This is a genomic window from Ruegeria sp. AB9 (genome assembly GCF_056542585.1).
In genome coordinates this window covers 897,785-912,021 of the sequence record NZ_JBQGAA010000001.1, presented here as the reverse complement: position 1 = coordinate 912,021, position 14,237 = coordinate 897,785, and the positions used below count along the sequence as shown (strand labels likewise).

General features: G+C 55.6%; 19 protein-coding genes and 1 tRNA gene. All 20 read left to right on the top strand.

From position 1 onward, the window contains the following. The first annotated feature begins 3 nt into the window (after nt 1-3). The 20 genes from murA (at nt 4) to ACR0K5_RS04530 (ending at nt 14,055) form a co-directional block, all read left to right on the top strand. Entirely contained in the window at nt 4-1,272 is a 1,269-nt protein-coding gene (gene murA, locus ACR0K5_RS04625) for a UDP-N-acetylglucosamine 1-carboxyvinyltransferase (protein ID WP_480628538.1), read from the top strand. After that, nucleotides 1,269-1,745: a DUF2948 family protein gene (locus ACR0K5_RS04620; RefSeq protein ID WP_480628537.1), complete on the top strand. Its 477-nt coding sequence runs from the start codon at nt 1,269-1,271 to the stop codon at nt 1,743-1,745. Before murA ends, ACR0K5_RS04620 begins: the two co-directional genes overlap by 4 nt. Next, nucleotides 1,746-2,267, top strand: a complete 522-nt coding sequence (locus tag ACR0K5_RS04615; protein WP_480628536.1) for a GNAT family N-acetyltransferase — start codon at nt 1,746-1,748, stop codon at nt 2,265-2,267. A gap of 61 nt (nt 2,268-2,328) precedes the next feature. After that, nucleotides 2,329-3,630, top strand: a complete 1,302-nt coding sequence (hisD, locus tag ACR0K5_RS04610) for a histidinol dehydrogenase (RefSeq protein WP_480628535.1) — start codon at nt 2,329-2,331, stop codon at nt 3,628-3,630. Nucleotides 3,631-3,728: 98 nt separating this feature from the next. Next, nucleotides 3,729-4,208, top strand: a complete 480-nt coding sequence (locus ACR0K5_RS04605; RefSeq protein WP_480628534.1) for a UPF0262 family protein — start codon at nt 3,729-3,731, stop codon at nt 4,206-4,208. A 3-nt stretch (nt 4,209-4,211) separates the two neighbouring features. Then, nucleotides 4,212-4,664, top strand: coding sequence for an arsenate-mycothiol transferase ArsC (locus tag ACR0K5_RS04600; protein ID WP_480628533.1), 453 nt, complete (start codon nt 4,212-4,214; stop codon nt 4,662-4,664). A 2-nt stretch (nt 4,665-4,666) separates the two neighbouring features. Continuing rightward, nucleotides 4,667-5,065 (top strand): ketosteroid isomerase-related protein, encoded by a 399-nt coding sequence (locus ACR0K5_RS04595; RefSeq protein ID WP_480628532.1) that lies wholly within the window; start codon nt 4,667-4,669, stop codon nt 5,063-5,065. Beyond that, complete coding sequence (locus tag ACR0K5_RS04590) at nt 5,058-5,651, top strand: GNAT family N-acetyltransferase (protein ID WP_480628531.1); 594 nt, start codon at nt 5,058-5,060, stop codon at nt 5,649-5,651. Before ACR0K5_RS04595 ends, ACR0K5_RS04590 begins: the two co-directional genes overlap by 8 nt. 63 nt (nt 5,652-5,714) lie before the next feature. Next, nucleotides 5,715-5,984 (top strand): DUF4242 domain-containing protein, encoded by a 270-nt coding sequence (locus ACR0K5_RS04585; protein ID WP_480579055.1) that lies wholly within the window; start codon nt 5,715-5,717, stop codon nt 5,982-5,984. Between the two features lie 68 nt (nt 5,985-6,052). Next, on the top strand, nt 6,053-6,928 hold the full coding sequence (locus ACR0K5_RS04580; RefSeq protein ID WP_480628530.1) for a carbon-nitrogen hydrolase family protein: 876 nt from the start codon (nt 6,053-6,055) through the stop codon (nt 6,926-6,928). Between the two features lie 91 nt (nt 6,929-7,019). Beyond that, nucleotides 7,020-7,238 carry a translation initiation factor IF-1 gene (gene infA, locus ACR0K5_RS04575; protein ID WP_005978431.1) on the top strand — a complete coding sequence of 73 codons (219 nt, stop codon included), beginning with the start codon at nt 7,020-7,022 and terminating at the stop codon, nt 7,236-7,238. Between the two features lie 11 nt (nt 7,239-7,249). Further along, the gene (locus ACR0K5_RS04570; protein ID WP_480628529.1) at nt 7,250-7,828 is read left to right on the top strand and encodes a Maf family protein; all 579 of its coding nucleotides are present in this window, start codon (nt 7,250-7,252) and stop codon (nt 7,826-7,828) included. Beyond that, entirely contained in the window at nt 7,825-8,847 is a 1,023-nt protein-coding gene (locus tag ACR0K5_RS04565; RefSeq protein ID WP_480628528.1) for a ribonuclease E/G, read from the top strand. Before ACR0K5_RS04570 ends, ACR0K5_RS04565 begins: the two co-directional genes overlap by 4 nt. Further along, nucleotides 8,844-9,026, top strand: a complete 183-nt coding sequence (locus ACR0K5_RS04560) for a DNA gyrase inhibitor YacG (RefSeq protein WP_480628527.1) — start codon at nt 8,844-8,846, stop codon at nt 9,024-9,026. The genes ACR0K5_RS04565 and ACR0K5_RS04560 overlap by 4 nt, the downstream gene beginning before the upstream one ends. Nucleotides 9,027-9,105: 79 nt before the next feature. After that, nucleotides 9,106-9,180: transfer RNA gene (locus ACR0K5_RS04555), tRNA-Phe, on the top strand. A 210-nt stretch (nt 9,181-9,390) separates the two neighbouring features. After that, nucleotides 9,391-10,251, top strand: coding sequence for an abortive infection family protein (locus tag ACR0K5_RS04550; RefSeq protein WP_480628526.1), 861 nt, complete (start codon nt 9,391-9,393; stop codon nt 10,249-10,251). A 91-nt stretch (nt 10,252-10,342) separates the two neighbouring features. Further along, entirely contained in the window at nt 10,343-10,876 is a 534-nt protein-coding gene (locus tag ACR0K5_RS04545; RefSeq protein ID WP_480628525.1) for an ABC-three component system protein, read from the top strand. Further along, a complete protein-coding gene (locus ACR0K5_RS04540; RefSeq protein WP_480628524.1) occupies nt 10,870-11,400 on the top strand; it encodes an ABC-three component system middle component 5 in 531 nt (176 codons plus the stop codon). Before ACR0K5_RS04545 ends, ACR0K5_RS04540 begins: the two co-directional genes overlap by 7 nt. Beyond that, nucleotides 11,387-13,303 carry a hypothetical protein gene (locus ACR0K5_RS04535; RefSeq protein WP_480628523.1) on the top strand — a complete coding sequence of 639 codons (1,917 nt, stop codon included), beginning with the start codon at nt 11,387-11,389 and terminating at the stop codon, nt 13,301-13,303. The genes ACR0K5_RS04540 and ACR0K5_RS04535 overlap by 14 nt, the downstream gene beginning before the upstream one ends. 8 nt (nt 13,304-13,311) lie before the next feature. After that, nucleotides 13,312-14,055, top strand: coding sequence for a hypothetical protein (locus ACR0K5_RS04530; protein WP_480628522.1), 744 nt, complete (start codon nt 13,312-13,314; stop codon nt 14,053-14,055). Nucleotides 14,056-14,237 lie beyond the last annotated feature (182 nt).

The window sequence follows — 14,237 nt, the reverse complement described above, 5'->3', positions numbered from 1 at the left end:
CAGATGGATTCGATTCTGGTGACGGGCAACGGCCCGCTGAATGGTCAGATACCGATTGCGGGGGCCAAGAATGCGTGCCTGACGCTGATGCCCGCGACCTTGCTGAGCGAAGAACCGCTGACGCTGACCAACGCGCCACGCCTCAGCGACATCAAGACCATGACGGCTTTGCTGCAATCGCTGGGGGCCGAAGTGTCGTCGCTGCAGGATGGTCAGGTGATCGCGATGTCGAGCCACAACCTGACCAGCCAGACGGCGGATTATGACATTGTCCGCAAGATGCGCGCTTCGAACCTGGTGCTGGGTCCGTTGCTGGCGCGGTTCGGGCAAGCGGTTGTGTCGTTGCCCGGTGGTTGCGCGATCGGCGCGCGTCCAATGGATCTGCATGTGGAAGGGCTGGAAGCGCTGGGCGCCGAGATCGAGCTGAAAGACGGCTATCTGCACGCAAAGGCTCCGGGCGGTCTGAAGGGTGCCGTGCATGAGATGCGCTTTGCTTCTGTGGGTGCCACCGAGAACATTGTCATGGCTGCAACACTGGCCAAGGGCACTACGGTTCTGAAGAACGCCGCGCGCGAGCCTGAGATTGTCGACTTGGTCGAGTGCCTGCGCAAGATGGGTGCACAGATTTCGGGCGAGGGGACCCCGACCATCGAAATTCAGGGCGTCGACCGGCTGCACGGGGCCACACATCAGGTTGTCACAGACCGGATCGAGTTGGGCACTTATATGCTGGCCCCCGCGATTTGCGGCGGCGAGGTTGAACTGCTGGGTGGGCGCATGTCGCTGGTCGACTCCTTCGCCGCCAAACTCGACGCGGCGGGTGTCAGTGTCACTGAAACCCAAAACGGATTGAAAGTGGCCCGTAAGAATGGTCGGGTGCAGGCAGTGGATGTGGTGACGGAGCCTTTCCCGGGCTTTCCGACCGACCTGCAGGCGCAGATGATGGCGCTGATGTGTACTGCTGAAGGAACTTCAGTGCTGGAAGAGCGTATTTTCGAAAACCGTTTCATGCACGCCCCGGAACTGGTGCGCATGGGCGCGGATATCGAAGTGCATGGCGGCACGGCCACCGTCACGGGCGTTGAAAACCTGAAAGGCGCGCCGGTGATGGCGACGGATCTGCGGGCTTCGGTTTCACTTATCCTTGCCGGATTGGCGGCAGAGGGTGAAACGACGGTAAGCCGGGTCTATCATCTGGATCGCGGATATGAGCATGTGGTGCGCAAGCTGGAAGGTGTGGGCGCAAAAATTGAACGGATCAAGGGCGAATGACTGACGCAAGTTTTGAAGACGGGCGCGAAGCCCCGCTGAATCTGGGAGCCGAGGATGCAGATGACCTGCAGGTGATCTCGACTCTCGCGCAGGACGCGGTCTTTCCGGTAACCGAAATGAAATGGCAACCGTCTCAGCGCCGCTTCGGCTTGTTATTGAACCGCTTTCGTTGGGAAGACAAAGACGCCGCTACCCGCCGAGACCGTCCGTTTGAACGGGTGCAGTCGGTTCTGGTGTTTGACTCGGTTCTGTCTGTGGCCAGCCAAGGCATTGATCGTAGCGACAAGGACATGGTCATGTCGCTTCTGTCTGTCGATTTTGAAGCAGGTGAAGATGGTGCCGGACATGTTGTGCTGACGCTGGCGGGTGATGGCGCGATCCGCCTGAAGGTTGAGGCGTTGGATGTCACGCTCAAAGACGTTACACGTCCTTATCTGGCACCTTCCGGGCACGCTCCAATCCACCCTGAATAGATGCAAAACAAGCGCGGCATTTCTCAGGCGTTTTCCAAATCGCCCGCAGGTGTCGTGCTGCGGCCCGCAACTGTGTTCGACGTGTTTGACCTTAGCCGCGTACTGATCCGGTCGATCACGCAGCTTTGCGTGGCTGATCACAACAACGATCCCGACCACCTGCAACAGTGGACCGCAAATAAGGACCCTGCCACCATTCGGGGGTGGATCAAGCCCGGCGCGCAGATCTGGCTGGCCGCTCGCGAAGGGCAGGTGGCTGCTGCCGGGGGCCTGTTCGAGACCGGGAAAGTAACCCTGTTATATGTCGACCCGGATCACACAGGTTTCGGTGTCGGGGCCGCACTGCTCAGTCGGCTGGAAGAGCAACTGGCCGCGTGCGGCTGTTCCGAGGCGCGTCTGGATGCCACCCAAACCGCGCGCGAGTTTTATTTGAAACAAGGGTGGCAACCTGCGGGCCCGCCGGGTGACTGGAACGGTATCCCGCAACACCCCATGCGCAAATCGCTGCACCCCGGGGACTGAGGGTTGAGGCCGCGCCCGGCGGGCGATATGTCCCGTTGCGCAACGCCCGGAGTGCCAGATCATGCCCGTTTTCCTCGACACCAACTCGTCCGATTTTGAATCCGCCTTTCAAACCCTGCTGTCGGCCAAGCGCGAGGACAGCCCGGATGTGGACGCGGTCGTCGCGCAGATCATCGACGATGTCCGTAACCGGGGCGATGCGGCAGTCATCGAATTGACCGCGAAATTTGACCGGTTGGAACTGACGCCTGAGACGCTGGCCTTCAGTGTGCATGAAATCGAGGACGCGGTGGCGCAGGTCTCGACCGAAGATCGTGCAGCGCTGGAACTGGCCGCAGCCCGCATCCGGGCCTATCACGAAAAACAGCTGCCCTCTGATCACAACTGGACAGATGAGGCAGGGGCAACCTTGGGTTGGCGCTGGTCTGCGGTCACTGCCGCGGGGCTTTATGTGCCGGGCGGACTGGCCTCTTACCCGTCATCGGTTCTGATGAACGCTATCCCGGCCAAAGTGGCGGGCGTGGAAAGGCTGGCCATCGCCGTGCCCACGCCGGATGGACAGGTGAACCCGCTGGTGCTGCTGGCGGCGCACTTGTCGGGCGTCGACGAAATCTATCGCATTGGCGGCGCACAGGCCGTGGCCGCGCTGGCCTATGGTACCGACTCCATCGCACCAGTGGACAAGATCACCGGCCCGGGAAACGCCTTTGTTGCAGCGGCCAAGCGGCGCGTCTTTGGCAAGGTCGGCATCGACATGATCGCGGGTCCCTCGGAGATTCTGGTCATCGCCGACAAGGACAACGACCCCGACTGGATCGCACTGGACCTGCTCAGCCAGGCCGAACACGACGAAAGCGCGCAATCTATTCTGATCACCGATGATGCCGCTTTTGGTCAGAACGTGGCAAAGGCGGTCGAAAAACGTCTGGAAACCCTGCAACGCCGCGCCATCGCCGGGGCCAGCTGGCGCGACTTCGGCGCCATCATCGCCGTCCGCGATCTGGAGGAGGCGGCAATGCTGTCCAACCGCATCGCCCCGGAACATCTTGAGCTGTGCGTCGCCGACCCGGTGGCGCTGAGCAAAAAAACCATCCACGCCGGAGCGATCTTTCTGGGCCAGTACACGCCTGAAGCCATCGGCGACTATGTCGGCGGCCCGAACCACGTATTGCCGACGGCACGGTCTGCGCGGTTCTCGTCGGGGCTCAGCGTGATGGATTTCCTCAAACGCACCACGCTCAGTCAGATGACCCCCGAAGCGTTGCGCGCCATCGGCCCTGCCGCTGAACAACTGGCGCAATCGGAAAGCCTTGAGGCGCATGGCCTGTCGGTCACCGCGCGTCTGAACCGCCTGAATGGCTGAAATGACGCAAAGACCGGACGCATATGGCGCTTCTCTGCGTTGCCGACTGAATTTCGTTGTTATAGGTCTGTGCTGACACAAGGATTGTAGCCGTAAAGATGACCCGCATTTCGCATATCGAACTGGATGACCGAAACCTGCCACCGCCGACGCCCGAGATTGAGCAGGAGCGCAAGGTCGCCATCTATGATCTGCTGGAAGAAAACAGCTTTTCGCTGCCCGTCCGGGATGACCGTGTCATACCAGACGGGCCTTACCATGTGCAGCTGTCGATCCGCGACAAACGCCTGGTCTTTGACATAGCGACGGAAGAGGCCGAAAAAGCCGCCGAATTTCACCTGTCGCTTGGGCCGTTCCGGCAGGTGGTCAAGGATTATTTCCAGATCTGCGAAAGCTATTTCGACGCGGTGAAATCGCTGCCGCCCAGCCAGATCGAAACCATCGACATGGCCCGCCGCGGTATCCACAACGAAGGCAGCCGGGTGCTGCAGGAAAGGCTCGAAGGGAAGGCTGACATCGACACCGACACCGCCCGCCGCCTCTTCACGCTGATCTGCGTGTTGCATTTTGGGGGCTGACGCGTGAAGCCCCTGCCGCAGTCGGTCCTGTTTTGTTGCGACCACAACTCGGTGCGCTCGCCCATGGCCGAAGGCCTGATGAAGAAGTTTTATGGCACTGGCACCTATGTTCAGTCTGCGGGAGTGCACAACGATCTGGAAATTGACGGCTTCAGCATTGCTGCCTGCCATGAGGTCGATGTTGAGCTGTCGCGCCATCGGTCCCGGTCATTCGACGAGATGGAACAATGGGGCGATGACCTCAGCTCATTCGATCTGATCGTGGCGCTGTCTCCCGCGAGCCAGCGAAAAGCGTTGGAACTGACCCGGTTTTTTCACCTTGATGTCGATTATTGGCCAATAATGGACCCTACCGGGATGGGCGAGACCCGCGAACAAAAGCTACATCACTACCGACAGACCCGCGATCAGATCATCAAGCATCTGAAGGACCGCTGGGGCGAACCTACGGAGTGACCATGAACCAGACCGTCAAAACCTATTTCCAAGCCTTCAACGCGGGTGACGTTGACGGCATGCTGGCCTGCCTGTCTGATGACGTGGCCCATCACGTGAACGAAGGTCAGATCCGCACTGGCAAGGACAAGTTCGCGGCGTTCTGCGCCCATATGAACCGCTGCTATAAAGAGAACCTGACCGACATCGTCGTGTTCGAATCCGAAGGCGGCACCCGCGCCGCTGCCGAGTTTATTGTCAACGGGACTTATCTGAAAACTGACGAAGGCCTGCCTGACGCGCATGGCCAGACCTATCGCCTGCCCGCCGGGTCGTTCTTCGATCTGAAAGACGGCAAGATTACCCGCGTCACCACCTTCTACAATCTTGCCGATTGGACCAAGCAGGTCTCGAATGGGTAAGATCACCGGGGTCCGCCCCCTGACCGGAGCGGCACTCGAGGCCGCTCTGGATGATGTCGCCCGCCTGCGGATCAAGGTGTTTCATGCCTGGCCGTATCTCTATGACGGCGACCTCGAATATGAGCGGAAGTACCTGCAATCCTACCGCGACAGCGACAAAGCCATTGTTGTAGGCGCATTCGACAAAGATCGCCTGATCGGCGCGTCGACCGGCGCCCCCCTGAGCGACCACGCAGAAGATTTCGCGGCGGCCTTCGAGGGCACAGGCCTTGATCTGAACGACATTTTTTATTGCGCGGAATCCGTGCTGCTGTCGGAGTATCGGGGGCAGGGCGTCGGCCACAGGTTCTTCGACGAACGCGAGGCCCATGCCCGCACGCTGGGTTTCTCCAAATGTGCCTTCTGCAGCGTGCAACGCCCCGACGATCACCCGATGCGCCCTACTGACTATCGCCCGCTGGACACCTTCTGGCGCGCCCGTGGCTACGAGCCTTTGCCCGGCGCCATCGCACAGTTTTCGTGGAAGGATATCGGCGAAGAGGGCGAGTCGAAAAAGCCGCTTCAGTTCTGGATCAGAGACCTCTGAGCGCCAAGCGCAGAAAAAATGTCCGAATTGTGGTATTGTTGGGCTTTCCGTGGGGGAAGTGCAATGAAACGCTATGTTATCGAACGCGATCTTCCGGGTGTTGGTTCCATGTCCGGTGAAGAACTGTGCGGCGCATCCGCGAAGTCAAATGAAGCGCTGGAGCAGATACCCGGCGTGCAGTGGGAACATTCCTACGTGGCTGGCGACAAGACCTTCTGCATCTATCTGGCTGAAAGCGAAGACGCGATCCACAAACACGCGGAACTCAGCGGTTTCCCGGCCAACACGGTTACCGAAGTGACCACGATCATCGATCCGACAACCGCTGGCTAAATGGGGCTGTACTCTGGCCGGTGTCCCCGACTAAGGTCGCGCGAATTTGACCGCACGGGGACGCTGCCATGAAAGTCGCAACCGCCGCTTATGACCTGGCCTGGCTCGACAGTTGGGCACAATACGAAGACAAGCTTGAGGCGTGGGTTTCCGAGGCCGCAGGGCAGGGGGCCGAGTTGCTGGTCTTTCCTGAATACGGCGCGATGGAACTCTCGACTCTGGACGGGGCCGATGTGGCGGGCGATCTGGAACGGTCGATCCACGCCGTATCCGACCGGATGGACGATGTACAAAACCTGCACAACCGCCTCGCCAGGACGTACAAAACCTACATTCTGGGCGCATCCGCTCCGGTCGTGGATGGTGGAAGCCGTCCGGTAAACCGCGCCGCCTTCTACGCGCCGGACGGAACCTGCGACCATCAGGACAAACAGATCATGACCCGGTTCGAACGCGAGGATTGGGACATCGCCCCGGGGGGTCCGCTCAAGCTGTTCGACACCGCGCTGGGCAAGATCGGTGTGTTGATTTGTTATGACAGCGAGTTTCCGTTGCTGGGCCGCGCGCTGAGTGAGGCAGACCTGATCCTTGTCCCTTCCTGTACTGAGGCGCTCTCGGGTTACTGGCGCGTGCGGATTGGTGCAATGTCAAGAGCTTTGGAAAATCAATGCGTTACCGTCATGGCCTCGCTGGTTGGAAACAACGAGTGGTCCGAGGCGGTGGATATGAATACCGGAACTGGCGGTGTGTTTGGTCCTCCCGATAAGGGGTTCCCGGCCACCGGCGTGCTGGCCGAAGGCAGTTTGAACCAACCCCGCTGGACCTACGCGGATGTCGACCTGTCAGCCATCGCCGAGGTCCGTGCCGACGGTCACGTGCTGAACCGAACCCATTGGGAAGAGCAGGCTGCCCGAGTCGAATCGGTCACAATATCCGCCCTTTAGGCGATTCCGCCCTTGAAATAAGCCCAAAATGGGCTCATTTAAGCGCACATCCCCGCAGATTCTGCGGGTGCAACGTAACGATGGAGACAACATGGCCAAGGAAGATACGCTCGAATTTCCCGGTGTCGTGAAGGAACTCCTGCCTAATGCGACGTTTCGGGTCGAGCTGGAAAACGGCCATGAGATCATCGCACATACGGCAGGCAAGATGCGCAAGAACCGCATCCGCGTTCTGGCCGGCGACAAGGTTCAGGTCGAGATGACCCCTTATGATCTGACCAAAGGTCGGATCAACTACCGCTTCAAGTAACGCCTGCCGCAATGGCGTTTATCTTAGGATCGGGCAGCCCAAGACGGCTGGACCTGCTGGCTCAGCTTGGCGTGCAGCCCGATGCCATCCGCCCGCCTGACATTGATGAAACACCTCTGAAAGGCGAGCTGCCCGTCCCGTATTGCAGCCGCATCGCGCGTCAAAAAGTTCAGGCCGTTCAGTCGGATAGCGACGACGTCACCCTGTGCGCAGATACAACCGTGGCTTTGGGGCGCCGCATCTTGGGCAAACCTGAGAATGCAGGTCAGGCGGCGGAGTTCCTGCACGCCTTATCCGGTCGCCGCCACCGCGTGATTACTTCGGTCGCCGTCAGGCGCGGGGATCGAGTGCTACAACGGGATGTGGTCTCGCAGGTCAAGGTAAAACGTTTGTCAGATGTCGAAATCAACGCCTATCTGGCGACCGACGACTGGCAAGGCAAGGCAGGCGCTTACGCCATTCAGGGTCCCGCAGGTGCTTTCATTCCCTGGATTTCAGGATCGTTCACAGGCATCGTAGGCCTGCCCCTGTCCGAGACCGCTGCATTGCTGCAAGGTATCGGTTATCCACTGTATCGCGAGGCATCATGAAGGGTCGCACCATCGTTCTGGACCACATCCAAGGTCGCGAGGCCGCCGCTCTGATGGTCGATGGCAAGCTGGATGACTTTCTGATTGCCCCTGACGCACCCGCGCCCGGTACAATCTATCGCGCCCGCGCTGACCGCCCGGTCAAAGGGCAGGGTGGAATGTTCCTCTCCACGCCTGACGGTCCTGCCTTCCTGCGACAAGTCAAGGGCCTGGCGCCTGGCGCTCTGCTTTTGGTGCAGGTCAGCGGATTTGCTGAACCCGGCAAAGCCATCCCGGTAAGCAATCGGGTCCTTTTTAAAAGCCGCTATGCCATTGTCACGCCCGACGCTCCGGGCCTGAACATTTCTCGCAGCATCAAGGACGAGGACATACGCGACCATTTGCTTGAAATCGCCCATGAGCACATGGGTGACTGCGCTTATGGCTTGATCCTCCGCTCTTGCTGTGCGGACGCGGATGCTGAAGACATCTCGGAAGATATCTCAGCCATGTTGGCGCAGGCCGAGCAGGTGATGAATGATGAAGGGTCCGAGCCTGAACTGCTCAGTGAAGGTGATAGCCCCCATATCCTTGCTTGGCGCGACTGGACCGACCCGGCTGAAGTGGTGACCCAGGCTGGCGGTTTCGAAACCCATGGTGTTCTGGATGCACTGGACGTGGTGCGTGGCGTATCCGAGCCTTTGCCGGGCGGAGGGCATCTCTATATCGAACCCACTCGCGCTTTGGTTGCCGTGGATGTGAATACCGGGACAGACACTTCACTGGCGGCGGGCACCAAAGCTAATTTTGCCTGCGCCAAGGTTCTGCCCCGTGCATTGCGCGTACGCGGGTTGGCGGGACAGATTACGCTGGATCTGGCTCCCATGCCCAAGAAAGATCGCCGCGGGTTTGAATCGGCGTTGCGTGCCGCGTTCAGGTCAGATCCGGACGAGACGATTCTTGCAGGCTGGACCCCGCTGGGCCATTTCGAGTTGCAGCGAAAACGTGGTCGCGTTCCTGTGACGGAGATCCTGAAATGAGCTGCCCGATTTGCGGAGAGGAGACCACGCAGAGATTCCGTCCGTTCTGTTCAAAGCGATGCGCCGATATTGATTTGGCTAAGTGGTTGAATGGCTCTTATTCGGTTCCGTCGCAGCGCGAAGAGGACCTTGAAGCCGAGGTTGACACGCAGGACCTTACGCCAAACCGACCGCATTGAAAAAATGTGAAAAAGCCTCTGGACACTGCCGGTAGCAAGTCATAGAAGGCCCCCACCCAACGACGAATGTCGTTCCCGTGCCCGGGTAGCTCAGGGGTAGAGCAGTGGATTGAAAATCCTCGTGTCGGTGGTTCGATTCCGCCCCCGGGCACCACTTCCTTTGATATTAATGAATTTTTTTGTCACGGAGGGGGCAGTTGAGGGGGCGAATCAACTTCAGTAGCCACGCGCCGCGTTGACGTATGTCGCCTAGCGGACAGTCCGAACACGCTACATGGTGTCTCCATGATTTGTTGATTAACCTAGTGTTCGGATACTGAAAAAATACGAAGCATATTGTGTGCAACATTAACAGCTTCGTGGTTTGCACAACGAGATTGATACAATGAGTGAAAGAATTCCTGCACCGATTATCGGCGTTCTTGGCGAGATTTTCAGCCAGTACTACACGCACTCTGACATTGACCGGCTGTTTGCTTATGCGGATGCACCGGGCGATCCACCCGACGCCAACAAAGTTAAAAAGACAGTTGAATGGTTGCGCTTAACCAACAAGCAAGCGTCTGTGCCATTAGGCGTGCTTGGTAGCCTTTTGGAAGATATTCTTGAGCGCGAAACATGGGATGCCGCTAACGCAGCCTCATGGGAATCCGAGCCCGAGTGGTCTGTCGATCTACGAGGTTACAAGGATCGTATCAACGCTGCATTGGGCAAGTCAGGGCTGGCTTATTCCAACGGTGGATATATTGGCACCGCATCTGCTACGCCCACCACTTCATTGCGTGAAATGATCGAGCGTGGCGGGTTGTCAGCCGTCGAATTGGAAATGGGGCGGGCATTAAAGCAGGTCGAGGGTGACCCCAACGCCGCTGCGCATTACGCGGGGAACGTGTTGGAGGCTGCGCTAAAGGCGTACCTCACCCAAAAGGATATTGCGTTCAACGATCAAAGTGACACGCTCAATACACTATGGGCACTTACTCGGGATGCCTTAGGCATCAATCCAAAGGACCTTGAAGCGAAGGATCTCAAGAAAATTGCGTCCGGTCTCAACAGTATCGTTGATGGCACAATGTACATGCGCAACAAAAAGAGCGGTGCCCACGGACGGACAGAAGAACAGATGAGGGCGTCAGCCCTTCGCCCGCGGCATGCGCGATTGGCCATCCATTCGGCGCACACATTGGCTGCTTATGTTTTGGAATGCTTGAGCGGCAAGTCGTGAGTGCATGATATAAGCGATTGAATTCCTCCAAACTATCTCGCAAGTTGATACCCAAGATCGAGTGGCAAGATAACAGAGCACACCTAAACTCATGCAAGAAGAACAGAATACGTCTCAGAGAGAGCAATGCTCTATCGTGGGGCACTCACAGGTCGCGAATATTTTGCGCCGCATGAATGAGGAAATGCGTACCAACAAACGTTTCAATGGGTACATCGACCAGTTACAGTTTCTAATTTCAAACAGAGAAAATTCTGACCTAAAAGGGCTTGGCGAAAAACTGCGAGCAGTTGGGAGGAGTGACGAACTGCAAAACGCGGAACGCGACCTGCTTTGGTTCGAAATGATGCTCGACAAGCTTACACATTACCAGTCGGCTCAAAGACTGTTTTTTTATTTCTTGTCACGTATTTTGAATGTGTTTGAAACTAAAATAATGCCAGACACATTAAACCTAACACGTGAAGAGGTCGAACGGATTATCGAGGATGAGATTGTGAAGCCGACGCTAGCCGAAATGGACGAGGTCGGAGGTCACGACCATCTGCTGATCACCCCAAGTGAAGTTCGCGGTATGATAAATTGGCTGGCCGAGCGTTGCCATATCCGGTGGCAGTCATGCTGAGTCTTTCTTATTCAGCGTGCTATGATCCCTACAATACAATCTTTCGCATGCTGGCCATTTTGAAGCGCAGTTCGCAGCAGGTTATGAATACAGAAGTTTTGCGAATTGCTGATTTCTTCCTCTGTTTTCCTACAAGGCTATCCGAAGTTAGACCGCCCAATTCCGTAAAAGGAATGAGAAAGCGGAATAATGCCGTTATCAGAGAGATCGCTGGTGATGAGTACGAAATTTTACCGTCTTCGCAAGTCCTGTACGAACGAATGGATGTTATTCAAGAAACGGCGTTGAGTGCGATGATTTCGAGCGGACTGATTGGCGTGGAACGACGCGCTGGAACAAGAATAGTTAGCCTCCAACAAGAGAATGTTTCAGATGCACTAAATGCAGCAATAGAGAAATTTACAAGAAAAAATGCAGGGTTATTGGATTTAATTTCCCGAGATTTCCCAGCGATTCAAATGAGCGGACCCGACGGCTTGAAGGCTCGTACGGGACTGGGAGAGTTTGTTTATGACACAATTTAACCCCAACTTGAGAGTGAACAAGCTAAGAGTGATCCATAAAGGTGGAGTTGCATTCGAAGAAGCATTTCACTCGGGCTTAAACATTCTGCGGGGGCAAAACAGCTCCGGCAAATCCACGATCATGGATTTTTTGTTCTACGGTTTAGGCGGAGACCTGCTGGAAACCCAGTGGCGAGAGACAGCAGCAAATTGTGACTCCGTTATGATCGAGGCCTCGGTCAACGGGAATGTACTAACGCTCTGGCGGGATGTTGAGACCAGCTCGCAACGGCCAATGAAGCTATTCTATGGAAGTATTGATGAAGCTTCTGCGAATGTCGCCGAAGGGTGGGAAACATACCCTTTTCGTCGCAGCAGCAAAGAAAGCTTTTCGCAGGTTCTATTCAGGTTTTTGGGGTTGCCTCAAGTTGAGTACGGAGAGTCGAATGCTCGATTGACGGTCAATCAGGTTTTACGCCTGTTGTATTCTGACCAGATGAGCCCAGTCGAAAAAATATTCAGACCGCAGCGCCACGACTTAGCCATAACAAGGCAAGCTGTAGGCGATTTGCTTTGTGGCGCATACAGCGACGCCTACTATAAAGCCCGTCTGCGCAAAAAAGATGCCGCCGAAGAGCTTCGGGAGTTGTCCTCTAAGATTAGGTTTTTGACTAGAACGCACGGTCGAGACGGCAAGCCACTGACGGAAGAATGGGTGGCTACCGAGAAAAACCAGCTCGACAAGGAAATCGCTGAAATTGAAGCAAATATAGAAACCTTGGAGGCAAGGGTATTTAATTCCGATTTTGACGATAGGCTGACGCTGAATGTCCAAAAAACCGCCTATGACCGCGTGGTGGTATTGCAGGAGAGAATATCCGAAATCGAAGAAGCTCTGATGAAAGAGAGTTTGGCAACCGCGGATACCAACGAGTATATCCACTCGCTAAAAAGAAAGCTTGAAGAACTACACCAATCCCGAACTGTTGTGGATGAGATTGGGGGGTTGACGTTCAATTTCTGTCCGGCGTGTCTAGCTCCCATTCAAGAAAACGAGGTGCAAGGAGCATGTTCCTTGTGTAAGAGCGCGCACGATGATGAAGAAGCTCAAAAGCGGGTCCTAAAGCTGATTAACGAATACGCCAGACAAATTGACCGCGCTGAACAAGTACAACGTCAGAGGGCAGACGAGATTACGCGCCTAAGTGCAAAACTCAAAGAAGTCACGGCGCAATGGGAGCAAGCAACACATAGTCATTCGGTTGTTTTGCGAAACCCGACATCCGAAATGAGAGCAAGTCTTCGAGAACTGAACCAAAAGGCAGGTTATGCCTATCGTGAACGTGAAGAACTCGCGCGAACAACGGCTGTGATCAGCGAAATCGCAGAACTACGGATGCAGAGGGACGAACTGCAAGCCGAAATTGAACATTTGGATAATACGATTGAGGCTGGGAAGCGGGCTCAAGAGAGTCGTCTGGCTCAAGCAAAATCCGCCATTGAAGACTGCGCATTGGACTTCCTCAAACGCGATTTAGCTCGACAGTCTACGTTTGAACGAGCGGACCACGTGACCTTCGAGTTCGATGCAGACAGGCTTGCTGTAAATGACGAATCCTATTTCTCCGCAAGTTCAATGGTATACCTTAGAAATAGTTTCTTTGCTTCCTTCTTGTTTGCCGCCGCAAACGATCCTGAATTCCTTCACCCTCGGTTCCTTATGATGGACACCGTCGAAGACAAAGGGTTGGAGCCTGAGCGTAGTAAGAACTTCCAAAGGCTACTTTGGGAAAAGTCGCAATCAGCCGCTTCTGAACATCAGATTATAATTGCAACTTCGATGATCGACGAAGAGCTTGATGTCCCGGAAATAACGGTTGGCGAAGCCTACACTCATGATCGACGAACATTGATGCTTTCTTGAGGCAAAGGATGAGTGAACAGGCCGATGGAGCACAAAAGCATAAACCAGACACTTGGATGGTCAGGGTCTTCAACTGGCGGTTAATTCGCGGATTTGGAAAGTCTCCACTGGCAACGTTTTCTATAGCAATGCCGTTCGTGGGCTATGTAATTTTGTACCACTCTGAGATAGCGCGCTATCTGGGCGACATGGGTGGTCTTCTGACGGTTCAAGAGGGTTTGGTCACTCGAGACACGTCATTGGCAGCAGATGAAGATCGCCGTGGAATGAGTTTTTTTACGAAGCTTAATTTGTTCTATTTGGGCTCGTGTTTAGTGGGTGTCGGAACAATTGTTTTCCGCCTAATAGCTCCGGCAACAATAAAGGAATTTGGGTCAACCAGTCAGTTTGTCGAAAGTGAATTGGGGCGAGCTACTGCTCGAAAACTGCGAACGATGGTTGTTGCGATCAAGGCTCGACGCCCAACGGTGGCCGCACCTCTTTTGACGATAGCGCCTTGGCTGGACCGTTCAAAAATGAAGTTAAAACAAGCGTCCAATGAATTGCGCGCCTTGAAGGATGATCAGCTTCAAATTGATGTCCTTAGCAGCTTCTATAATGTGGAAGATAGATACTCGCAACGTTGGGCAGTGTACCTGACGGCTTTGTTATACGGCGCTGGGTTTGTGCTGATCTCAATTCCCGGATTGAGCTTTACTTACAGAGTCTTAAAGGTGGTCGCGGTTCAAGTTATTGACAGCGTTGCCGGATGAAACGCTGAGATACTTGGTTTCTTGCGCCGGGTCCAATTTTTTTGCAGCGAAAGCCTCGGTGTGAATAGGCGGAGCTCAAGTCCCTTCGTAGACATGAGAGACACGATGTGCACAATTCTGTTGATCAAGGCGTTGGTGGTAAACTTTTCAACAACTTTTCGCTTTGACGCAGAGTCGTGGGT